The 20,349-nt window shown below is 71.1% G+C and carries 19 protein-coding genes; all 19 read right to left on the reverse strand.

The window, feature by feature from the left end:
* Nucleotides 1-113: 113 nt before the first annotated feature.
* Nucleotides 114-1,556: a GuaB1 family IMP dehydrogenase-related protein gene (locus ACZ49B_RS09310; protein WP_267887510.1), complete on the reverse strand. Its 1,443-nt coding sequence runs from the start codon at nt 1,554-1,556 to the stop codon at nt 114-116.
* 150 nt (nt 1,557-1,706) lie between these two features.
* On the reverse strand, nt 1,707-2,861 hold the full coding sequence (locus ACZ49B_RS09315) for an XdhC family protein (protein ID WP_468302362.1): 1,155 nt from the start codon (nt 2,859-2,861) through the stop codon (nt 1,707-1,709).
* Nucleotides 2,861-4,192, reverse strand: a complete 1,332-nt coding sequence (locus ACZ49B_RS09320; protein ID WP_468302364.1) for an IS701 family transposase — start codon at nt 4,190-4,192, stop codon at nt 2,861-2,863. The genes ACZ49B_RS09315 and ACZ49B_RS09320 overlap by 1 nt, the downstream gene beginning before the upstream one ends.
* A 71-nt stretch (nt 4,193-4,263) precedes the next feature.
* Complete coding sequence (locus ACZ49B_RS09325; protein WP_383512018.1) at nt 4,264-4,911, reverse strand: TMEM175 family protein; 648 nt, start codon at nt 4,909-4,911, stop codon at nt 4,264-4,266.
* Nucleotides 4,912-5,028: 117 nt separating this feature from the next.
* Nucleotides 5,029-5,370: a nuclear transport factor 2 family protein gene (locus ACZ49B_RS09330; protein WP_468302367.1), complete on the reverse strand. Its 342-nt coding sequence runs from the start codon at nt 5,368-5,370 to the stop codon at nt 5,029-5,031.
* Between the two features lie 15 nt (nt 5,371-5,385).
* Complete coding sequence (locus ACZ49B_RS09335; protein ID WP_468302369.1) at nt 5,386-6,900, reverse strand: ATP-binding protein; 1,515 nt, start codon at nt 6,898-6,900, stop codon at nt 5,386-5,388.
* Nucleotides 6,897-8,162 (reverse strand): MFS transporter, encoded by a 1,266-nt coding sequence (locus tag ACZ49B_RS09340; RefSeq protein ID WP_468302371.1) that lies wholly within the window; start codon nt 8,160-8,162, stop codon nt 6,897-6,899. The genes ACZ49B_RS09335 and ACZ49B_RS09340 overlap by 4 nt, the downstream gene beginning before the upstream one ends.
* A gap of 26 nt (nt 8,163-8,188) precedes the next feature.
* Nucleotides 8,189-9,013, reverse strand: a complete 825-nt coding sequence (locus ACZ49B_RS09345; RefSeq protein ID WP_468302373.1) for an FAD binding domain-containing protein — start codon at nt 9,011-9,013, stop codon at nt 8,189-8,191.
* Nucleotides 9,010-11,415 (reverse strand): xanthine dehydrogenase family protein molybdopterin-binding subunit, encoded by a 2,406-nt coding sequence (locus ACZ49B_RS09350; protein WP_468302376.1) that lies wholly within the window; start codon nt 11,413-11,415, stop codon nt 9,010-9,012. The genes ACZ49B_RS09345 and ACZ49B_RS09350 overlap by 4 nt, the downstream gene beginning before the upstream one ends.
* Nucleotides 11,416-11,420: 5 nt before the next feature.
* On the reverse strand, nt 11,421-11,987 hold the full coding sequence (locus tag ACZ49B_RS09355) for a (2Fe-2S)-binding protein (RefSeq protein WP_468302378.1): 567 nt from the start codon (nt 11,985-11,987) through the stop codon (nt 11,421-11,423).
* Nucleotides 11,972-12,586, reverse strand: coding sequence for an NADPH-dependent F420 reductase (locus ACZ49B_RS09360; RefSeq protein WP_468302381.1), 615 nt, complete (start codon nt 12,584-12,586; stop codon nt 11,972-11,974). The genes ACZ49B_RS09355 and ACZ49B_RS09360 overlap by 16 nt, the downstream gene beginning before the upstream one ends.
* A 66-nt stretch (nt 12,587-12,652) precedes the next feature.
* The gene (locus ACZ49B_RS09365) at nt 12,653-14,137 is read right to left on the reverse strand and encodes an aldehyde dehydrogenase family protein (protein ID WP_468302384.1); all 1,485 of its coding nucleotides are present in this window, start codon (nt 14,135-14,137) and stop codon (nt 12,653-12,655) included.
* Nucleotides 14,138-14,167: 30 nt separating this feature from the next.
* Entirely contained in the window at nt 14,168-14,908 is a 741-nt protein-coding gene (locus ACZ49B_RS09370) for a type 1 glutamine amidotransferase domain-containing protein (protein WP_468302387.1), read from the reverse strand.
* A gap of 71 nt (nt 14,909-14,979) precedes the next feature.
* Complete coding sequence (locus ACZ49B_RS09375) at nt 14,980-15,723, reverse strand: MinD/ParA family ATP-binding protein (RefSeq protein ID WP_468302390.1); 744 nt, start codon at nt 15,721-15,723, stop codon at nt 14,980-14,982.
* The gene (locus ACZ49B_RS09380) at nt 15,723-16,988 is read right to left on the reverse strand and encodes a PP2C family protein-serine/threonine phosphatase (RefSeq protein WP_468302393.1); all 1,266 of its coding nucleotides are present in this window, start codon (nt 16,986-16,988) and stop codon (nt 15,723-15,725) included. The genes ACZ49B_RS09375 and ACZ49B_RS09380 overlap by 1 nt, the downstream gene beginning before the upstream one ends.
* Nucleotides 16,970-17,434: an ATP-binding protein gene (locus tag ACZ49B_RS09385; protein ID WP_468302396.1), complete on the reverse strand. Its 465-nt coding sequence runs from the start codon at nt 17,432-17,434 to the stop codon at nt 16,970-16,972. Before ACZ49B_RS09385 ends, ACZ49B_RS09380 begins: the two co-directional genes overlap by 19 nt.
* A 5-nt stretch (nt 17,435-17,439) precedes the next feature.
* Nucleotides 17,440-17,751, reverse strand: coding sequence for an STAS domain-containing protein (locus tag ACZ49B_RS09390; protein ID WP_266668944.1), 312 nt, complete (start codon nt 17,749-17,751; stop codon nt 17,440-17,442).
* A 53-nt stretch (nt 17,752-17,804) separates the two neighbouring features.
* Nucleotides 17,805-19,940, reverse strand: a complete 2,136-nt coding sequence (gene glgX, locus ACZ49B_RS09395) for a glycogen debranching protein GlgX (RefSeq protein ID WP_468302400.1) — start codon at nt 19,938-19,940, stop codon at nt 17,805-17,807.
* Nucleotides 19,937-20,314: an STAS domain-containing protein gene (locus tag ACZ49B_RS09400; RefSeq protein WP_051832763.1), complete on the reverse strand. Its 378-nt coding sequence runs from the start codon at nt 20,312-20,314 to the stop codon at nt 19,937-19,939. Before ACZ49B_RS09400 ends, glgX begins: the two co-directional genes overlap by 4 nt.
* Nucleotides 20,315-20,349 lie beyond the last annotated feature (35 nt).

The following is a 20,349-nucleotide window of genomic DNA, read 5'->3' on the forward strand; positions in this document are numbered from 1 at the left end:
GCACGCCGAACGGTCCCCGGGTGCCCGGGGCCCCGAACGCCGGTGGCCCCGGGCCCGTCCTCGCGGACGGGCCCGGGGCCACCGGAAAGCGGTACCACGGGGTACCAGGGGTACTAGCTCCAGCTGGCGTGCAGCGGCTTGCCCTCGGCGTAGCCCGCCGCCGACTGGACGCCGACCACGGCCTTCTCCTCGAACTCGGCGAGGGAGCCCGCACCGGCGTAGGTGCACGAGGACCGCACACCCGCGATGATCGAGTCGATCAGGTCCTCGACGCCCGGACGGGCCGGGTCCAGGAACATCCGCGAGGTGGAGATGCCCTCCTCGAACAGGCCCTTGCGCGCCCGGTCGTACGCCGACTCCTCCGAGGTGCGGTTCTGCACGGCACGCGCCGACGCCATGCCGAACGACTCCTTGTAGAGACGGCCGTCGGCGCTCTGCTGGAGGTCGCCCGGGGACTCGTACGTCCCGGCGAACCAGGAGCCGATCATCACGTTCGCGGCGCCGGCGGCCAGCGCCATCGCCACGTCACGCGGGTGGCGGACACCGCCGTCGGCCCACACGTGCTTGCCGTACTTCTTCGCCTCGGCCGCGCACTCCAGCACCGCGGAGAACTGCGGGCGGCCCACGCCGGTCATCATGCGGGTGGTGCACATGGCGCCGGGGCCCACACCGACCTTGATGATGTCGGCGCCGGCGTCGATGAGGTCCTTGACGCCCTCGGCGGCCACGATGTTGCCGGCGACGATCGGGACCTGCGGGTCCAGCGCGCGCACGGCCTTGATCGCGTTGATCATCGACTCCTGGTGGCCGTGGGCCGTGTCGATGACGAGCGTGTCCACGCCCGCGTCGAGCAGCTGCTTGGCCTTCTGCACGAAGTCGCCGTTGATGCCGACGGCCGCCGCGATGCGCAGCTTGCCGTTGGCGTCCGTGGCCGGGGTGTACAGGGTCGCGCGGAGCGCGCCCTTGCGGGTCAGGAGGCCGACGAGCTTGCCGTCCTTGTCGACGGCCGGGGCCAGCTTGCGGTGGCCGGCGTCGAGCTTGTTGAACGCCTCGCGGGGGTCGATGTCGGCGTCGATGAGCAGGAGCTCCTTCGACATGACCTCGGAGAGCTGGGTGAAGCGGTCCACGCCGGTCAGGTCGTGGTCGGTGACGACACCGACCGGGCGGCCGTCGGCGTCGACGACGACACCGGCGCCGTGGGCCCGCTTGGGCAGCAGGGACAGCGCGTCGGCCACGGTCTGGGTGGGCGCCAGCGTGATCGGGGTGTCGAGCACGAGGTGGCGGGTCTTCACCCAGGAGATGACGTCGGTGACGACCTCGATCGGGATGTCCTGCGGGATGACCACGATGCCGCCGCGGCGGGCGACCGTCTCGGCCATGCGGCGGCCCGCGATGGCGGTCATGTTCGCGACGACGAGCGGAATGGTGGTGCCGGTGCCGTCGGGCGAGGAGAGGTCCACGCCTTGGCGGGAACCGACCGCGGAGCGGCTCGGCACCATGAATACGTCGTCGTACGTCAGGTCGTACGGCGGCTTCTGGTCATTGAGGAAACGCACGTGCTGAACATCCCAGTCGATCGAAGGATCCGTCTACGGCCTCGACAGGCAGGGCAGCCGAGGAAACGCACGTACTTCATTCTCCCATGACCCGGCATTAATGCCGCCCGGGCTGATCGTCCAGGACATACCGGGCCCGGTGGTCTGTTCCTACGGGACCTTGGTCCCGTGGGCGAGCGGGGTGCGTCCGTGCACCGGACCCCGGCGCCGGGCGAGGGGGGTGACGGAGCCGCCGTACCGGACGGCCGTGAACTCGGCGGCGATGGACAGGGCCGTCTCCTCGGGGGTGGCGCCGCCCAGGTCCAGCCCGATGGGTGAGCGCAGCCGGGCGAGCGCGGCCTGCGGCACCCCCTCCTCGCGCAGCCGCTGCTCGCGGTCGGCGTGGGTGCGCCGCGAGCCCATGGCTCCGACGTAGCCCAGCGGCAGCCGGAGGGCGAGGGCCAGCAGGGGCACGTCGAACTTGGCGTCGTGGGTGAGGACGCAGACCGCCGTACGGGAGTCCAGCCGGCCCGCCTCCCATTCCGCGGCCAGGTGCCGGTGCGGCCAGTCCACGACCACCTCGTCGGCGCCGGGGAAGCGGGCCGGCGTCGCGAAGACGGGCCGGGCGTCGCAGACGGTGACCCGGTGTCCCAGGAAGGCCCCGATCCGGGCCAGGGCGGCGGCGAAGTCGATGGCCCCGTAGACGATCAGCCGGGGCGGTTCGGCGGCGGATTCGACCAGCAGGGTGAGCGGCTGTCCGCACAGCCCGCCCGCCGTGCCGAGTTCGGCGGTCCCGGTGCGCCCGGCCAGCAGCAGGTCCCGTATGTGCCCGGCGGCGGCCCGGTCCAGGGCCGGCTCCCCGCCCAGGCAGCCCTCGTAGGACCCGTCGGGGTGGACGGCGAGGGCCCGGCCGAGCTGCGGCGGCGGGCCGGAGACCACCCGGGCCAGCGCGGCCCGGGCGCCTGCGGCGGCGGCCTCGAGCACGGAGCCGAGGACGGGCCGCACCGGGTCGTGCCCGCGCACCGGGGTGACGAGCACGTCCAGGACTCCCCCGCAGGTCAGGCCGACGGCGAAGGCGTCGTCGTCGCTGTACCCGAAGCGGTGCACGCCGCCTTCGCCGGAGGCGATCGCGTCGAGGCACAGCTCGTGCACGGCGGATTCCACGCAGCCCCCGGAGAGCGAGCCGAGGGCGGTGCCGCCCGCGTCGACGGCCAGCGAGGCGCCCGGGCCGCGCGGCGCGCTCCCGCTGACGGCGACCACGGTGGCCAGGGCGAATTCGCGGTGCGCGGCGCACCACGCGCGGAGTTCCTCGGCGATGTCGAGCATCAGCGGATGTACTCGCGTCTCGCGCTCTGGCCGGGGATCAGCGGCCGCGGCGGCAGCACCGGCGGCGGCCCGGTGCGCGCCACGGCACCGGGTGCTCCGGTACGGGACAGGGGACCGGGCGCCCCGCCGAGCGGGGTCCGCGCGTGCCCCCCGGGGAATCCGTCGGGGATCCTGCCGCGCGCACCGAGCAGCATCGACGCGTGGGCGACACTCGCGAGCGTGGCGTGGTGGTGCCAGCCACGGAAGGAGCGGCCCTCGAAATCACGGATGCCTACGGGTTCGCAGGTCTCGGTGAAATCGAGGGATACCCGGTCGGTGAGTTTGGCGAGGAGGAAGAGCTGGGCCAGCGGCCGGTCGCCGATGTTGGTGATCCAGAACTCCGAGGGCAGCAGGGCGGCTTCGGTCCAGGCGCCGACGAGCAGCAGCGGGGTGGGCGGCAGCGGTACGGACCGGTCCTCGCCGGGGGTCGCGAGGATGGCGGCCGAGGTCAGCAGGGTCACTGCCCCTTCGGCGCGGCCGTGCCGGGTCCATTCGACGACGCGCCGCTGGGAGCGCAGGGAGTCGATGAGTTCGCGGGCGGGCGCGGTGTGCGGCCCGGGCTTGTGCCGGCCGGCGCCGCCGAAGGAGACGGGCAGCGATCCGTCGACCTTGAAGACGAAAGGGATGTCCTGCAGGGCGAAGGACTCGATGCTCTGCGGGATGTCGGTGTTGGCGACCTCCATCACCACGGGCCGGCGCTGGAGTTGCCAGCCGGCGGCCATCCGCTGGACGGCGTGTACGGCGTCCTGGGCGGGGGTGAGCGAGCGTGCGGTGTCGGGGATGCCGGCCCGCCGGCGGCGCAGCAGCTCGCTCGTCCAGGGCCCGGGGAGGGTGAGGGTCCATTCGACGGGGAAGCTCGCCTCGCTGGAGGCGAGCCAGATGCCGCTGGCCTGCTGGCAGTTGGCGGTACGGCCGAGCTGGGGGACGAACTGCCGGCCCACGCCGACCGAGCGGTCGCCGGCCTTCTCTATCACCATGGGCTGGACCACCCAGGCAAGCGGGCGCTGGGCGGTGCGTTCGAGGTACTGGGCGAGGGAGCGGCGTACGGGGGTCCAGTCCCAGGGTGACTTGCTGATGAACTGCTGGAGGCTCTGCTCGACGGAACTGGCGCCCGTTCCGGCGATGTTACGGATTGTTTTCTTCCCGCTGGTCCGCACCAGGCCGTTGAGATAAACGCGGGCCCAGTTTCGCTGGTCCCGCCGGGGTAAGGACTCGAAGAAAAGAGAGATCAGGACGTCGATCAATTCGGAGATTTCCTTCGTGGAATCCTCCGGCAGAACTACGCGAGCCATCTGGGCCTCCCCCGCGACCACTAGATCCAATACCCTACTTGACCGTACAGAACGGCCGTAGGCCACGGCGGCTACTTCCTGAGGTCGCTGGCAGATTCGAGCCGCTCTTCCTCTACCACGAGGGGGATGGGGATCTGGTTCGCCGCATAGTAGAGCGCGATCAGGAAGTGTGCGACGAGAGTGAGCGGTGCGGAGAAGAAGGACAGGAGAACGGTCAAGGGGTACGCCACGGCGCCGAGGCCGAAGCGGACGCGGGTGGCCCGGGCGCCGTCCTTGTCCACCCGTTCGTGGAACAGGTGGCCGACGCGGGTGACGTACCACCAGAAGGCCAGGAACGCCAGCGCGTAGACGACGGTGACCGAACTGTAGAGGATCGCGGCGGCGTTGGCGGAGCCGCCTTCCTCGACGAGGTGCTCGGCGAGCACGGTGGTGGTGTACGGAATCACCGACACCACCATCAGCACCATGAGATTCAGGAACAACAGCGGCCGGTCGACCCGCTTGAGGTGACTGAAGATGGTGTGGTGGTTCACCCACATCACGCCGATGATGAGGAAACTCACCACGTATGCGGCGTAGTGCGGCCACTGTTCCCACACGCCGTGCCAGAAGTCCGATCCCGTTTCCTCCGGAACCTTTAGTTCCAGAACGAGAATCGTGATGACGATGGCGAATACCCCGTCACTGAATGCCTCGACACGCCCGGTTTCGCGTTCCATGACCTCCCCTTTGCCATTTCACGAGCGAGGCCCTCGCCGCGGTCTCCGGCGGGGCCTGCACGTACGGGGAGAGCGCTGCCTTCGCTCTCCCCGCACACGCTACCCAGATATCGGTGGTCAGCTGCCGAAACCGGCGGTCTGGCGCCAGATCCGGCCATCGCGGACCACAAGTGTCCCGAACGCGTGCTCCGGTTCGCCGTTCAGATTCATGATCGCGCGGTAGAAGATCGTGTCCTCGGTTTCGATGTACTCCTGGAGTTCCACGAGCGTGGGCTTCACCGTCAGGTAGCCCGTGAACGTCTCGCGCACGGCTTCGATCCCGACCGAGACTCCCTCGAAGCGCAGCAGGACGGCGTCGTCGGTGTAGTTCTTCATCACCGCCTCGATGTCCAGGGCGGCCAGCGCCTCCATCTGGCGGACGAACACCGGGTGCAGCTTGGAGAGGTCGTACTTGGCCATGTCGACTCCATTCTTTCAACTGGTGGTGGAGCGGGTGGAGGTGGGTTGATCAGGTGTTTCGGCGCAGGCGGCGGCCGCGGTGAGCGGCAGCCGTACGACCATCCGGGTCTCGCCGGGACGCGAGCGGGCGGTGATCGATCCGTGGTGGCGCTGGGTCACGATGCGGTAGCTGAGGTGCAGTCCGAGCCCCGTGCCCTTCCCCACGTCCTTGGTCGTGTAGAAGGGTTCGAAGATCCGCGGAAGGGAGTCCTCGGGGATGCCCCGCCCGGTGTCGGCGATCTCCACGACCAGGCAGACGCCCTCGGCACGGACCCGCAGGGTGAGCGTGCCGGCGCCCTCCATGGCCTCGGCCGAGTTGTCGACCAGGTTGGTCCACACCTGGTTCAACTCGCTCGGATAGCCCGTCAGTTCGGGAAGGCCGGGCTCGTACTCACGCACGATGGTGATGCCGGCGAGCTTGGCACGCAGCACGACCAGCGTGTTCTCGATCCCGTCGGCCACCGCGAAACGCTGTTCTGGTGCCCGGTCGAGATTGGCGTAATCCCGGGTGGCGGCGACCAGTTGGGAGATCCTCGGACCGGCCGCGCGCAGTTCCGCGGCGAGCGAGCGGATCTCCAGCAGGGCCGCCAGGTGGTCCAGGGCCGCGGGCAGGGCCGGCTCCCCGACCCCTTCCAGGCGCTCCAGCAGCCAGCCCAGCTCCAGCCCGAGGTCCGAGATCCCCGAGCCGAGCAGCCCGGGCCGTTCGGTGCCCGCCTCCTCGGCCCAGTCGGCGATCTCCTCCTCGGCGTCGGCCTGGGCGAGCGGATCGGTGGTGACCGGCGGCGGCAGCTTGTCGAGCTCCTCGGCCAGCCGGTCGAAGACGGAGCGCTCCGCGCCCGTCGCGGCGGCGCCCCAGGCCTGGGCGGTCCGGGTGAGCCCCTCCAGGGCCGGTGCCAGTTCCTGGGCGGCCCGGGCCACGGCGGCCGCCGGGTTGTTCAGCTCGTGCGCGAGGCCGGCGGCCAGGGTGCCCAGCGCCTCGACGGTGGCCCGCTTGCGAGCCTGCACCTCGGAGGACTTGATCCGCCAGGCCAGCACCGGGATCAGGACGGCCGCCACGCCGTGGCAGCGGGTCAGCATCTCGAAGAACACCGGCTTCGGGTAGGCGACGACGGTGGTCGCCGGCCCGCTCGCGGCGGCGGTGGCCACGTACGCGCCGTCCGTCAGCAGCGGCAGCTCGCCGGTGAAGCGGTGCGCGGCGGAGGGCTTTCCGTCGTGCTCCTCGGCGGCGGCGCTCTCCTCCTCGGTGGAGTGCCGGGTCAGCACCTCCTCCCGGCCGTCGACGACCTTGGTGACGACCAGGCCGCCCTCGAGCAGGACGTGGAAGCCGGTGGCCTCCTCGCCGTCCCGGAAGAGGACCTCCCCGTCGGCGAGCACCCGGGGCTCGGAGACGGAGGTCAGCCAGTCCAGCTGGTCCTCGGTGAGCCCGGCGAAGATCTCCAGCCCGACGAGGGCCGACCGCAGCTCGGCGGCGCTCATGTCGGCAGCCTTCATGTGGTGCTCCCTTCGGCCCGGGTGCGGGCGGCGAGCCGCAGCGTGGCGAACAGGGCCAGCGCGCACACCCCGGCGACGGCGGCCATGAAGCCGACCGAGGTGCGGTGCAGTCCGTGGATGTTGGTGAGCATTCCGGCGAGCACCGCCGGCACGCTCATCGCGAGGTACGCGAAGACGTAGACGGCGGCGGTCAGTTCGCCGCGGTGCGCCGGCTCGGCCAGCGCGCTCAGCGCCCGGAACGAGCCGAGGAACGCCGCACCCCAGCCGCTGCCGAGGACGGCCGTGGCCACGAGGAACACCGGCGCCGAGCCGAGGCCCAGCGCCAGCAGGACGAGGCCGAGCCCGGCCAGCAGGCCGCACAGGCCCAGGACGGCGGTGCGCAGGGCCTCGGTACGGCCCAGCAGCAGCTGCGCCGCGGTGGCGGCGCCCGCGAGCAGGGCCACGGTGGCCCCGCCGACGAGGTAGTTGCTGCTCTGGAGCAGGGACAGGGCCAGGTGCGGCCCGAGGGAGAGGTAGAAGCCGCCGACCGACCAGACGGCGACGATGGTCAGGACGAGGATCGCGAACCGGCCCCGTACGGCGGCCGGGACGTGGATCCGGCGTGCGCTGATCCGCAACCGGCCGCCGGAGCGGGTGCCGGGAGCGCTCTCACGCATCCGGACCACCCCCACCAGCGTGACCGCGAAGGCGGCGACCAGCAGCAGGTAGCTGAGCACGGTCGGGGCCGGCGCGTACTGGACGAGCAGCCCTGCCCCGATCCCGCCGAGCCCGATCCCCACCGTCGGCCCCGCGCTGTTGACCTGGGCGCCGAGCGCCGGCCGCGAGCGCGGGGTGAGTTCGAGCAGGGCGGCGCCCATCGCCCCGGTGGCCAGGCCCACCGCGAGCCCTTGCACGGCGCGGGCGGCGAGCAGCAGCCCGAGTCCCTGCGCCCCGGCGAACAGCCCCATGGAGACGATCGCCAGGACCAGGCCGACAGCCAGCACGGGGCGCCGGCCCAGTGTGTCCGAGAGGGACCCGAACAGCAGGAGCCCGATCAGCACGGTGACCGCGTACAGCGCGAAGACCACCGTGATCATGCCGGAGGACAGGCCCCATCTCTCCTGGTAGAGCACGTAGAGGGCGGAGGGTACGGACGAGGAGAGCATCAGCAGGACGAGGACGGCCCCGACCACCCAGAAGCCGGAGCCTCTGGGTGCCGCGGCCGCCGCTCGGGCGGCCGGGCCGGCCGGTACCCCCGTGGTCGTCCTGGACAATTCGGCCACTGCGTCAACTCCCCCGTGGTGGGCGGTCAGGCGAGGGCCTGGTCTGCCCTCTGCAGCGCGCGGGCGGTCAGCACCCCCGCGAGGTGGCCGAGGTACTCGGCCGAGGTGCCGCGCCCGGGGACGAACAGCTCCCTGGGCTCGGCGCGGAAGGCCGCGAGCACGGCCTCCGTCGTGTACGGGCCCCCGCGCAGCCGGTCCTCGACCCCGCGCAGCCGCAGCGGGCGGGCGGTGGCCCCGGTGACCGCGATGCGCGGCCCCTCGGGGGTGATCCGTACGGCGGTGGCGCAGACCGGGTAGCGCGTGGCCCGGTCGGCGGTCTTCTCGAAGGCGGCGGCCCGCCCGGCGGCGGGCACCAGCAGTGCGGTGACCACGGCCCCGTCGGGCACCCCGGAGGCGGTGAACTCCTCGGCGCTCACGGTCGACCGCCCGCCGGGTCCGGCCAGTTCGATCCGGGCGCCGGCGGCGAGGGCCGCGACCGGCAGGTCGGTGGCGCGCCCCCCGGCGGCGAGGTTCCCGCCGGCGGTGCCGAGGTTGCGGACCTGGGGGTCCCCGTTGGCCCGGGCGGCGGCCGCCACCTCGGGTGCCTCGGCGAGGACGGCCGGGTGGGCGGCGAGCTGGGCGAGCGTGGTGAGCGCGCCGATCCGGATCCCGTCGGCGGTCCGCTCGATGCCGCGCAGCTCCTCGAGGTGGCGTACGTCGACGAGGAGCCGGGCGGTGTCCTCCCCGCTGCGCAGCCCGGGCAGCAGGCTCTGGCCGCCGGCCAGCACCCGGGCGCCCCGGGTGCCGGACAGCAGGGTCAGCGCTTCGGCGAGGCCGACGGGCCGTACGTAGTCGAACTCGGTGAGGATCACTCGGCTTCTCCTCGCAGGCGGCGCCAGACCTTCTCGGGGGTGAGCGGCATGTCGATGTGCTGCACGCCCAGGTCGGACAGGGCATCGACGACCGCGTTGACGACGGCCGCGGCGGGCGGCACGGTGGCGATCTCGCCGGCGCCCTTGGCGCCCAGCGGGTTGTGCGGGCTGGGCGTGGTGGTCTTGTCGAGGGTGAAGAACGGCACGTCCGCGGCGCGCGGCAGGGCGTACGTGGTCAGGTCGGAGCTGATGAGCAGGCCCTGTTCGTCGTAGACGGCGGCCTCCATCAGCGCCTGGCCGAGGCCGTGCGTGATGCTGCCCTCGATCTGGCCGAGGACGATCTTCGGGTTGCCGATGTTGCCGGCGTCGTCGACCGCGGTGTACGCCACCACCTCGGTCTCGCCGGTGAGTTCGTCGACCTCGACGACCGCGACGTGCGTGCCGAACGGGTAGTTGAAGTCCGGCGGGTCGAAGTGGGTGGTCTCGTCGAGGGCCGGCTCGATCTCCGGCGGCAGCCCCCAGCCGTACCACATGGCCATCGCCAGCTCGGCGAAGGTCTTGGTGTTCTCCGCGTTGCCCTCTTCGTGGACCTTGCCGCCCTCGTAGACGACCTTGTCCTCGGGGATGCCGAGGAACACGGCCCCGGCCTTGATCAGCTTCGCCTTGAGTTTGCGGGCGGTCAGGGCGACGGCGGGCGCGGCCATGCTGTAGGAGCGCGAGCCGTAGGTGCCCTGCCCGTACGGGGCCTTCTGCGTGTCCCCCTCGTACACCTGGATCAGGGACGGGTCGATGCCGAGCTCGTCGGCGGCGACCTGCGCGAAGACCGTGTGGTGGCTCTGGCCGGTGGAGGCGGAGCCGACGGTGACGGTGACCTCGCCGGTCGGGTGGACGCGGATGTTCGCGCTCTCCCAGGTGCCGCCGAGCATGCCCTCCTTGGACATCCGGGTGGAGGGGCCGACGCCGCAGATGGCCACGTAGGTGGCGAGGCCGACGCCGAGCCGCTTGCCGCGGGTGCGGGCCTCGGCCTTGCGGGCGGGCATGTCGGCGTAGCCCGACAGCTCCATCGCCTTGTCGAAGTTCAGCTGGTAGTCCCCGGAGTCGTACGTCCAGCCGAGGCCGTTGTCGTACGGGAACTTCTCCTTCGGCACCAGGTTCATGCGCCGGACGGCCGCCGGGTCCATGCCGATCTCGGAGGCGTAGCGGTCGACGAGCCGCTCCATCAGGAAGGCGGCCTCGGCGCGCCCGCTGCCGCGCTGGGCACCGAGCGAGACGGTGTTGGTGAAGGCGGCGTAGACCTCGCAGAAGGCGGCGGGGATGTCGTACATGCCGCTGATGGAGCGGCCCATCAGGGCGGTGGCGACACCGGGGCCGATGGTGGAGGGGTACGCGCCGAGGTTGGCGTAGCTGGTGGCGCGCAGGCCCGTGATGCGGCCGTCGCGGGTGCCGGCGAGCACCACGTGCTGGCGGTGGTCGCGGCCCTGGACGGTGGAGTTCATCAGGCCGGTGCGGGTGTCGACCCATTTGACGGGCCGGCCGAGCGCCTTGGAGAGCAGCAGGACCAGCGCCATGTCGGGGTAGAGGTAGCCCTTGGTGCCGAAGCTGCCGCCGACGGTCGGGGCGATCACCCGGAGCTTGTTGAACGGGATGCCGAGGACCAGCGCGGAGAGCAGGAAGCGGTGGTTGTGCGGGCCCTGGGTGGAGGCGTAGAGCGTGTACTCGTCGGTGGCGGCGTTGTAGTCGCCGACCGCTCCGCGGGGCTCGATGGGGCTGTTGATGGTGCGCTGGTTCACCAGGTCGAGCTCGACGGTGACCTCGGCCTCGGCGATGGCCGCGTCGGTGCGGTCCTTGTCGCCGCAGGTCCAGTACGCGTTCAGGTTGCCCGGTACGGCCTCGTGCAGCTGGGGCGCGCCCTCGGCGAGTGCGGCGTCGGCCCGGGTGACCACGGGCAGCGGTTCGTACTCGACGGCGATGGCGGCCAGCGCGGCGGCGGCCTGGCGCGGTGTTTCGGCGACGACCACGGCGATCGGGTCGCCGACGTGCCGGACGGTGTCGCCGGTCAGGACCGGGCGGGCGCCGGGAAGTCCGTAGGGGTGGGGCGGGAAGTGGCTCTCGACCCCGCCGGGTATCCAGATGCAGGGCAGCGGCATGACGTCGGTGAAGTCGGCCGCCGTGGCCACCTTCAGCACGCCCGGCAGCTGCTCGGCCGCCTTGGTCTCGATGGAGAGGATCTTCGCGTGGGCCACCGGGCTGCCGAGGATCGCCATGTGGGCGGTGCCCGGGAGGTCGATGTCGGCCACGTACGTGGCCTCGCCGCGCAGCAGCTGCGGATCCTCGCGGCTGTCCAGCGGCTGACCGAGCACGCCCGATCCCTGGAGGGGAACCTCCCCCGTCACTGCGGTCATCTCCCTCACACCTCCTTGCCGGACGTGGACGCGGACGCGGATCCGGACGCGGCGGACGCGGAGACGGCGGCGTCCTCGCTGATCTCCTCGGGGATCTCGGCCCGAGCGGCGGAGCAGGCGCGCTGCACACCCCGTACGACGCTGTGGTAGCCCGTGCAGCGGCACAGGTTGCCGGTGAGCCACTCGCGGATCTCGGGCTCGGTGGGCGCCTCGCGGTCGGCGGTGTTCTCGACGAGCTCGCCGAGGGCCATCACCATGCCGGGGGTGCAGAACCCGCACTGGGTACCGTGCTCCTGGCGCAGGGCCTCCTGGAGGCCGGTGAGTTCGCCGCCCCGCTCGGTGACGCCCTCGATGGTGGTCACCCGGGAGCCGGCCGCCGACGCGGTGAGGATCAGGCAGCTCTTGACGGACCGGCCGTCGAGCCGGACGACGCAGGTGCCGCACTGGCCGGTGTCGCAGCCGACCTTGGTGCCGGTCAGCCCGAGGCCGTCACGGAGTCGTTCCACCAGCAGTTCGTTCGGCTCGGCCGAGAACTGCTCGGGTCTTCCGTTCACGTTCAGTGAGATATCCATGCCAGCGCCTGCGCTTCCGTGAGCGGCCGGTTGAAAAGGGGCCCGCCGGGCTGCTGGAGAATTCCTCCGGAGTGCAGCGAGCCGGTGTCGACGGGGGCGAATCCCAGATCCGTGATGATTCCCGCGACGATTTCCTTTGCCTTCTCGTCGTCGCCCGCCGTGAAATGGGCCAGGCGTTCGCCCCCCGCGGTACCGGCGACGGCAAGAGTCTCGAAATGCATGGTGTTCAGGGATTTCACGACGCGGGCGCCGGGATACCACTCGGCGACCAGTTCGCTGGAACTGCGGTCGCCCAGATCCGCGGGTGCGCCCGCGCCGCCGAACGCGTTCGTGGCGTCGACCAGCACCTTGTCCTGTACGGCTGCGGGCGGGAGGAGCCCGCGGATGCTCGCGTAAGGCACCATCAGCACCAGCAGTTCGGCCTGGTCGGCGACCTCGGCGGGGTGCGCCGCCGAGGCCGCCGGACCCAGTTCGGCCAATAACGGGCCGATGGACCGGGGGCCGCGGGCGTTGGCCAATAAGACCTCGTGCCCGGCCGCCACCAGGATCCGCGCGAGGGTGGAACCGATCCGCCCGGTGCCGATGATGCCTGTGCGCATTGCCGCTCCTACTCGGTCAGTCGATCGGTCGCGCGTCAGTTGCTCGGCCGCGCGTCAGTCGATCGCTCAGTCCATGCCGATCCAGACCGACTTGGTCTGGGTGTAGCTCTCGAGGGATTCCGGTCCGCACTCGCGCCCGTATCCGGAGGCCTTGTAGCCGCCGTACGGCACGGAGGGGTCGTACTGGTTGTAGCAATTCACCCAGACCGTGCCGGCCTTGATCTGCGAGGCCACCCGGTGGGCGCGCCGCAGGTCCTTGGTGTGGACGCCGGCCGCGAGGCCGTACGCGCTGTCGTTCGCGATCCGGATCGCGTCGTCCTCGGTGTCGAAGGGGATGATCGACAGGACGGGCCCGAAGATCTCCTCCTGGGCGATCCGCATGCTGTTGTCGACGCCGGTGAAGATGGTCGGCAGGAAGTACAGGCCCTGGCTGGAGGCCCCCTCGGGGGTCCAGCCGGTGCCGCCGGTGCGCAGGACGGCGCCTTCCTTCTCGCCGATCTCGATGTACGAGCTGACCTTCTCGAACTGGCCGCGGTGGGCCAGCGGCCCGAACAGGGTCTCCGGGTCGCGCGGGTCGCCGGGCTTGAGGGCGGCGGCCCGCCGCACCAGGCGCTCGACCAGCTCGTCGTGGATGGGGCGCTGGAGCAGCAGCCGGGAGCCGGCGGTGCAGATCTCGCCCTTGTTGTAGTAGATGCCGAAGAAGGCGAGCTCCTCGGCGGCGTCCAGGTCGGCGTCGGCGAAGACGATGTTGGCGGACTTGCCGCCGAGCTCCATCGTCACCTTCTTCAGGGTGCCCGCCGCCTTGCGGATGATCGTCTGGCCGACCGAGGTGGAGCCGGTGAAGGCGATCTTGTCGATGTCGGGGTGGCCGGTGAGGGTCTCACCCAGTTCCACGCCCGGACCCGTGATGACGTTCAGCACGCCGTCCGGGATCTCCGCCTCCTGGAAGAGCTCGGCGATCTTCAGCGCGGTGAGCGGGGTGGCCGGGGAGGGCTTGTGGACGACCGTGTTGCCCGCCGCCAGCGCCGGTGCGATCTTCGTCATCGACAGCAGCAGCGGGAAGTTGAACGGGGTGATCGCGCAGACCACGCCCAGCGGCTCGCGCAGGGTGTACGCGAGCTGCCCGCCGGCCGGGGCCCGCGAGGAGCCGTCGACGCGGGTCACGGCGCCGGCGTAGTAGTGCATGAGCTGCGCGGCCATGGGGGCGTCGACCGTGCTGGAGAAGGCGAACGGCTTGCCCATGTCCACCGTCTCCAGCAGGGCGATCTCCTCCAGGTCGCGCTCGATGAGCTCACCGACCCGGTTCAGCCGCAGCGCGCGTTCCTGGGCGGACAGTCTGCTCCAGGGACCTTCCTCGTACGCCTGGCGGGCGGCCGCCACGGCGGCGTCCGCGTCGGCGGCGGTGGCCTGGGCCACCGGTACGATCTCCTGTCCGTCCACGGGGCTGATGTCCGGCTCGGTACGGCCGTCCTGGGCCGAGACCCATGTGCCGCCGATGAACAGCTTCCCGGGGTTGGCCAAGGGCTGGTCGCTGAGCGCGCGCTTGGTCATGGCTGCCTTCCGGTGTCGGATGCGGGGGTTCTATCCCTTGGCGAGCTGTGTCAGGAACGTCTCGGCAAGGGCCTTGGAGGAGTACGGGTTCTGGCCGGTGGTGAGCTTGCGGTCCACGACCACGTGCGAGTCCCAGATCGCCTCGGCCTTCTCGTAGCGCGCGCCGAGCCGGGTGAGCTCCGCCTCGAGGATCAGCGGGAGCCGGCCGGCCATGTTGGTGACCATCTCCTCGCTGTGCGAGAAGGCCGTCATCCGGTAGCCCTCGAACGGCCAGTGGCCTTCGCCGTCGCGCAGGGCGAGCAGCGAGGTGTGGCCGTGGCAGACGGTGGCGAGCGGTTTGTCCGCGGCGATGGCCCACCGCAGGACCTGGGCGAGCTCGTCGGACTTGGGCAGGTCCCCGATCGCGCCGTGGCCGCCGCTGACGTAGATGCCGTCGTAGTCGGCGATGTCCTTCTCGGTGAGGGATTCCACTGCGAGGGGGTTCTGGAGCTGGGGGGTGTTCTCTATGACTCTGACGTACTCGGCGGCGTTGGCCGCGTCCTCGTCCGGCGAGCCCTGGGGGCGTACCCACCGGAGGAACTGGGGGTCGATGCTGGTCTGGTCGACCGTGGGGGCCTGGCCCCCGATCGTCGCCACGTCCACGGTGTGGCCTGCGGCCTTGAAGAGGGTAAAGGGAACGACGAATTCCTCGGCCCAGAATCCCGAGGGGTGCTGTTCCCCGTCCAACAGGTGGAGGGTTGCCTTGGCCGTCATGACGACGAGAATCTTCATGACTTCTCTCCTTGTTCTGGAATCGCTGCCGATTCAACACGCCCCCTGCAGGGGGCGTAAGGGGGGGAGCGTCAGGCGCGCGATACTTCGTGAGGTGCGTCCAACGCGGAGATGATGGTGCGGAATTCACCGACCAGGGGGTGGTCGGGATGAGCTTCGGCGAATATGCGTTCACCGCACAGGGCGGCCATTTCCGGCACATACGGAAGGATTCCGGCCAGGGGGGAGCCGTACACCTCCTCGCAACGCCGGCGGATCGTTTCCCCGTCGATGCCCTCGGGGGCCATGCTCATGACCAGGGTCCGGCGGCAGGGCAGCCGCCCGGCCAGGGCGATCGTCTCCTCGACTCCGGAGAGGTCGATCCGGTCGGCCCGAGCCATGATCATCAGTACGTCGGCGCTCGCCATGGCGGTCACCGACTCGTTGTTGAGCCCGGCGTGGGTGTCGAGCAGCAGCACGTCGAGCGCGTAGTGCTCGGCCAGCCGGTCGAAGCCTTCCGGCAGCATCCCCACGTCGTAGCCGCTCGTCATGAGCTCGCGCAGCGCCGCCGTCCCGGTCCGGGCCGGTACGACGTACAGGCCGGGCACGCCGGTCTGTTGGGCCGCGGCCTCGATCTCGCAGCGCCCGAGCAGGTAGTCGGCCAGGGAGGGCCCCGGGCCGAGCCGGAAGAGCAGGTCCAGGGTGGGCGACTGGATGTCCGTGTCGACCACCCCCACCCGGCGCCCCTCGCCCGCGATGAGCAGGGCCAGGTTCGCCAGTACCGAGGACTTGCCGGTGCCGCCGCGGTGCGAGTGCACCACGATGGTCCGGGTCATCAGGCCACCGCCGTACGGGCCGCCGAGGGCCGGTCTCCGTGCGGCCCCCGCGCCGCACGTGGCCGGTGCAGGGCCAGCATGGTGACGTCGTCGTGCTGTTCGGCCGTGCCCGTGTGTTCCCGCACGGCGGTGTCCATCCGGTCGACCACCTCCCTGCCGCTCACCGGGGGGCCGGCGAGCAGCTCCAGCATCCGCTCGTCACCGAGGAAGCTGCCGGCCGGACAGCGGGCCTCGGGCACTCCGTCCGTGAACGCGAAGAGGGTGTCTCCGGGGTTCAGTTGGGCGTAGCCGAGGGTGTACACACAGTCCGGCAGGACCCCGACGGCCGGCCCGGTGACCTCCAGGGCGAGCGGGTCGCCGCCTTCGGCGCGCAGCAGCAGCGGCGCGTTGTGGCCCCCGTTGATGTACACGAGGCTGCCGGTCAGCGGGTCGAGCACGCCGAAGAACAGGGTGGCGAAGTAGCCCTGTCTCAGGTGGTTGCGGGTCAGGTAGCCGTTGGTGGCGGTGACCGCGTTGAGCAGCGGTGTCGCGCCGACCACCGGGACCCGCCGGCTTCCGCCGGCCCGCCCTGCGGCCACCAGGTGCTGCAGTCCGCTGTTCTCCGCGGTGTGCCGCAGCAGCGAGCGGATGAGCGCCATGAACAGCGCGGCGCCGACCCCCTTGTCGCAGACGTCGGCGACGACGAAGGCGAGGCGGCGGCCGCGGGAGATCTCGAAGACGTCGTAGAAGTCCCCGGCGACCTGCCGGGCGGGCCGGAACCGGACGTCGATCTCCCAGCCTTCGGGGACCGGCAGCGATTCGGGCAGGAAGCCGGCCTGGATCTCCCGGCCGATCTCCAACTCCTTCTCGTACCCCATGAGTTCGGCGCGGGCATCGGCTTCGCGCAGGGTGCGGCCGAGTCCGGCGCGCTCCGAGCAGCTGTGCAGCCGGGCCCCGACGAGGGCGGGCAGGAAGGGCGGTACGAGGTAGTCGTGGCCGAGCCGGACGTGCTCCTCCAGGGCGGCGAACTCCGTCACCGTCCAGACGACCACGATGGGGGCCCCGCCCCAGCGGCGCAGCCGCCGTACCGCGAGGCGCACGGACTCCCCGTCGGCCTCGGCCGGGGCGAGCAGCACGTCGGCGGCGGGCAGCTCCTCCAGCGGGCCGGTGTGCAGCTCCGTCAGGGTGCGGGCGACGAGTTCCGCGTCCATCGACCGCAGCGCGTCGAACAGCTCGGGCGGTGGCGGCGGGTACTCGTCGAGGATGATCACGGTCGTGGAGGGCATGGGTCCGTCCCCTCAGCCTTCACAGTCAGTGTGCTGATGTTGCGGCCGTCCCTGCGTTCGTAGCGGAATTCGTCCACGCTGGTCAGCGCCAGGTGGATGCCGAGTCCGCCGACCCTCCGCCGCTCGGGGGGAGTCCCGGGGGCGGGGGGCAGGCAGCCCTCGACGGGGTCGAAGGCCGGTGCGGAGTCCGCTATGGAGATCTGCACCCGGCCGGGACCGGAGCGGCCGCGGACGGTGATCCGTCCGTCGCCGCCCCGGTACCCGTGCATCACGATGTTCGTGGCCAGCTCGTCCACGGCCAGCCGGATCCGGTACGCGGCGCCCTTGTCCAGGGCCGCCCGGCCGGCCAGCCGCAGGACGAACGAGGCGATGTCGCCCAGTGCCCCCACGGTGGCGGGCACCTCCAGTTCGGCGGGCGTCCTCGCCAGTTCGACCATGTCACTCATGCGATTCACTCATCGGAGAGCACGATGCTGCGGTCCAGCCCGGCCGTCCGGATGGTCCGGGACACGGGCTCGATCGCGCCGACCACCTTGATGGTCACGTGGTCCGCCACCTTCTGCTGGGCGAAGACCAGGGACCGCAGTCCGGCGCTGGCCATGTAGCCGACACCGGCCATCCTGATCTCGACCGTGCCGGTGCCGTGCCCGGCGGCCTTCTCGATGGTCTGGTGGAAGTCCGGCGCGGTCTTGGCGTCCAGCTCGCCCGCCAGCTCGATCACGGTGGTGTCGCCCTCGATGCTCAGGGACACGGAAAGCGGCATGTGAGGTCTCCTTCGGCCGTACGGTGGGAGCGTTGGGTCAGGGCAGGTGTCGGCTAGAGCTCGGGATCGGGCGTCCGGCCGACCAGGATCACGACCGAGCGCGGACCGATCAGATACTTCCCGGCGTTCTCCAGCTCGGGCTCGCCGCCCGGGGTGCGGATGTCGTGCGGGGCCTCTGCCCCGGTGTCCGCGAACAGGTGCCAGCTGCGCCCGTGCGGCAGCGCGGGCAGCTCCAGGTCGTGCGGCTCCCAGTGCGAGTTCATGGCCACGTACACCACGTCGTCGTCCCCGGTGCCGCAGCGGGCCACCGCCAGCAGCCGGCTCTCCGCAGACCAGTCGGGCTGCCAGGCCCGCTCGCCGTGCCAGCTGATGTCCGGCAGTCCGAGGCTCTCGCGGACCTGTCCGGTGGGGTGGGAGGTGGAGCGCAGCTCGCGGTGGTGCCCGCGGAACGCGATCATCTCCCGGGTGAACCGGAGCAGTTCGGCGTTGTCGTCGACCTGGGTCCAGTCGAACCAGGACAGCTCGTTGTCCTGGCAGTACGTGTTGTTGTTGCCCTGCTGGGTGCGTGCGACCTCGTCCCCGGCCAGCAGCATCGGGATGCCCTGGCTGGTGAAGAGGATGGCCAGGGCGTTCTTCATCTGCCGCAGCCGCAGCCGGTTGATCTCGGGGTCGTCGGTCGGCCCCTCGGCCCCGCAGTTCCAGCTGGCGTTGTCGTTGCCGCCGTCGTTGTTGCCCTCGCCGTTCGCCTCGTTGTGCTTGTCGTTGTACGAGACGAGGTCGGCCAGGGTGAAACCGTCGTGGGCGGTGAGGAAGTTGACCGAGGCGGAGGTGCCGCGGCTGGAGTACAGGTCGGGCGAGCCGGCGATCCGGGTGGCGAGCTCCCCGGTCACCCCGGGGTCGCCCTTGAGGAAGCTGCGCACGGTGTCGCGGTACTTCCCGTTCCACTCGGCCCAGCGGCCGTACGCCGGGAAGTTGCCGACCTCGTAGAGGCCGCCGGCGTCCCAGGCCTCGGCGATGAGCTTGGTGTGCCGCAGGACCGGGTCGAAGGCGAGCAGCTCCAGCAGCGGCGGGTTGGGCAGCGGAGTGCCGTCCAGGGCCCGGCCGAGGATGGCCGCGAGGTCGAAGCGGAAGCCGTCGATGTGGTAGTCGGCGACCCAGTGGCGCAGGCAGTCGAGCACGAAGTTGCGCACGACGGGGTGGTTGCAGTTGACCGTGTTGCCCGTGCCGCTGAAGTTGAAGTAGTACCCCTCGGGCGTGAGCATGTAGTACGTGGCGTTGTCGAGCCCCTTGAAGGAGATCGTCGGGCCCTGCTCGTTGCCCTCGGCGGTGTGGTTGAAGACGACGTCGAGGATGACCTCGATGCCGGCCGCGTGCAGGTCCTTGATCAGGGTGCGGAACTCGTCGCCCTGCATCCCGTAGCGTCCGGTGGCCGCGTAGCCGGCCTTGGGCGCGAAGAACGAGACGGTGTTGTAGCCCCAGTAGTCGAAGAGGTGCTCGCCCGTCTCCGGGTTGGAGCGCATGTTGTCGCTCTCGTCGAACTCGAACACCGGGAGCAGCTCGATGCAGTTGATCCCGAGCTCCTTCAGGTACGGGATCTTCTCCCGCAGCCCCGCGAAGGTGCCGGGGGCGGTGACCTGCGAGGACGGGTGCCGGGTGAAGCCGCGCACGTGGGTCTCGTACACGACGAGGTCCTCGGCGGGGAGCCGCAGCGGCGTGTCGTCGCCCCAGTCGAAGTCCTGGAGGCAGACGCGCGAGCGGTACTGGTAGCCGCGGCTGCGGTCCGGCTCCACGCCCCACACGTCGCGGCCGGCGATCAGCCGGGCGTACGGGTCGGAGAGGATCTGCCGGGCGTCGAAGCGGTGGCCGGTGACCGGGTCGTACGGGCCGTCGGCCCGGTACCCGTACTCGATGTTCTCGTGGTCGAGGCCGAAGACCGTCATGGCGAAGACGCTGCCGGTGCGGAACTCCTCGGGGAATTCCAGCTCGGCCATCGGCTCGGGCTCTCCGCGCTTGAAGATGACCAGGGTCATGGAGGTCGCCTGGTCGGAGAAGACGGAGAAACTGACCCCGCCGGGGACCACGTTGGCCCCGAACGGGAACGGCTTGCCCGCGCGGACGCGGTACCCGCCCACTTCGTGGGTCGGGTACGCGTCGACGCGCAGGACCTGCTCGGACTGGGCCTCGGTCATCGCGCGACCACGTCTTGCATGGGAGCGGCCTTCAGTGCCGTCTTGGACTTGGACTCCGCGGCCGCCGCCTCGCCGGTCTCGAAGAAGTCGAGGAAGCCGGTGGCCGACATGACGAACCGGACTTCCTCGCTCACCCCGTACAGGGTGACCGCGACCCCGGCGTGCTGGGCCTCGCGGTAGACGACGAGCAGGGTGCGCAGGCCCGCGCTGGAGACGTACGTGACGGCCGTGAGGTCGATGCGCAGCGGCCGGCCCTCGCGGACCAGCGGCAGCAGGGCCTGCAGCAGCTGTCCGGAGGTCTCGCTGTTGATCTCGCCGGTGGCGACGAGAACGGTACCGCCCTTGTTGCGGCGTTCCTTGACGTTCAGAGACATTGCTTTCCCCTCTTGTCGGGGCGCCCCCCGTTGAG

It is taken from the genome of Streptomyces sp. NPDC031132 (assembly GCF_055570595.1).

What these genes read in the sequence shown, in the direction of transcription:
- ACZ49B_RS09315 (WP_468302362.1), bottom strand. Translation starts at nt 2,861, where the DNA reads ATGCTCGACATCGCCGAGGAACTCCGCGCGTGGTGCGCCGCGCACCGC.
- ACZ49B_RS09320 (WP_468302364.1), bottom strand. Translation starts at nt 4,192, where the DNA reads ATGGCTCGCGTAGTTCTGCCGGAGGATTCCACGAAGGAAATCTCCGAA.
- ACZ49B_RS09325 (WP_383512018.1), bottom strand. Translation starts at nt 4,911, where the DNA reads ATGGAACGCGAAACCGGGCGTGTCGAGGCATTCAGTGACGGGGTATTC.
- ACZ49B_RS09330 (WP_468302367.1), bottom strand. Translation starts at nt 5,370, where the DNA reads ATGGCCAAGTACGACCTCTCCAAGCTGCACCCGGTGTTCGTCCGCCAG.
- ACZ49B_RS09335 (WP_468302369.1), bottom strand. Translation starts at nt 6,900, where the DNA reads ATGAAGGCTGCCGACATGAGCGCCGCCGAGCTGCGGTCGGCCCTCGTC.
- ACZ49B_RS09350 (WP_468302376.1), bottom strand. Translation starts at nt 11,415, where the DNA reads ATGACCGCAGTGACGGGGGAGGTTCCCCTCCAGGGATCGGGCGTGCTC.
- ACZ49B_RS09355 (WP_468302378.1), bottom strand. Translation starts at nt 11,987, where the DNA reads ATGGATATCTCACTGAACGTGAACGGAAGACCCGAGCAGTTCTCGGCC.
- ACZ49B_RS09360 (WP_468302381.1), bottom strand. Translation starts at nt 12,586, where the DNA reads ATGCGCACAGGCATCATCGGCACCGGGCGGATCGGTTCCACCCTCGCG.
- ACZ49B_RS09365 (WP_468302384.1), bottom strand. Translation starts at nt 14,137, where the DNA reads ATGACCAAGCGCGCGCTCAGCGACCAGCCCTTGGCCAACCCCGGGAAG.
- ACZ49B_RS09370 (WP_468302387.1), bottom strand. Translation starts at nt 14,908, where the DNA reads ATGAAGATTCTCGTCGTCATGACGGCCAAGGCAACCCTCCACCTGTTG.
- ACZ49B_RS09375 (WP_468302390.1), bottom strand. Translation starts at nt 15,723, where the DNA reads ATGACCCGGACCATCGTGGTGCACTCGCACCGCGGCGGCACCGGCAAG.
- ACZ49B_RS09380 (WP_468302393.1), bottom strand. Translation starts at nt 16,988, where the DNA reads ATGCCCTCCACGACCGTGATCATCCTCGACGAGTACCCGCCGCCACCG.
- ACZ49B_RS09385 (WP_468302396.1), bottom strand. Translation starts at nt 17,434, where the DNA reads ATGAGTGACATGGTCGAACTGGCGAGGACGCCCGCCGAACTGGAGGTG.
- ACZ49B_RS09390 (WP_266668944.1), bottom strand. Translation starts at nt 17,751, where the DNA reads ATGCCGCTTTCCGTGTCCCTGAGCATCGAGGGCGACACCACCGTGATC.
- glgX (WP_468302400.1), bottom strand. Translation starts at nt 19,940, where the DNA reads ATGACCGAGGCCCAGTCCGAGCAGGTCCTGCGCGTCGACGCGTACCCG.
- ACZ49B_RS09400 (WP_051832763.1), bottom strand. Translation starts at nt 20,314, where the DNA reads ATGTCTCTGAACGTCAAGGAACGCCGCAACAAGGGCGGTACCGTTCTC.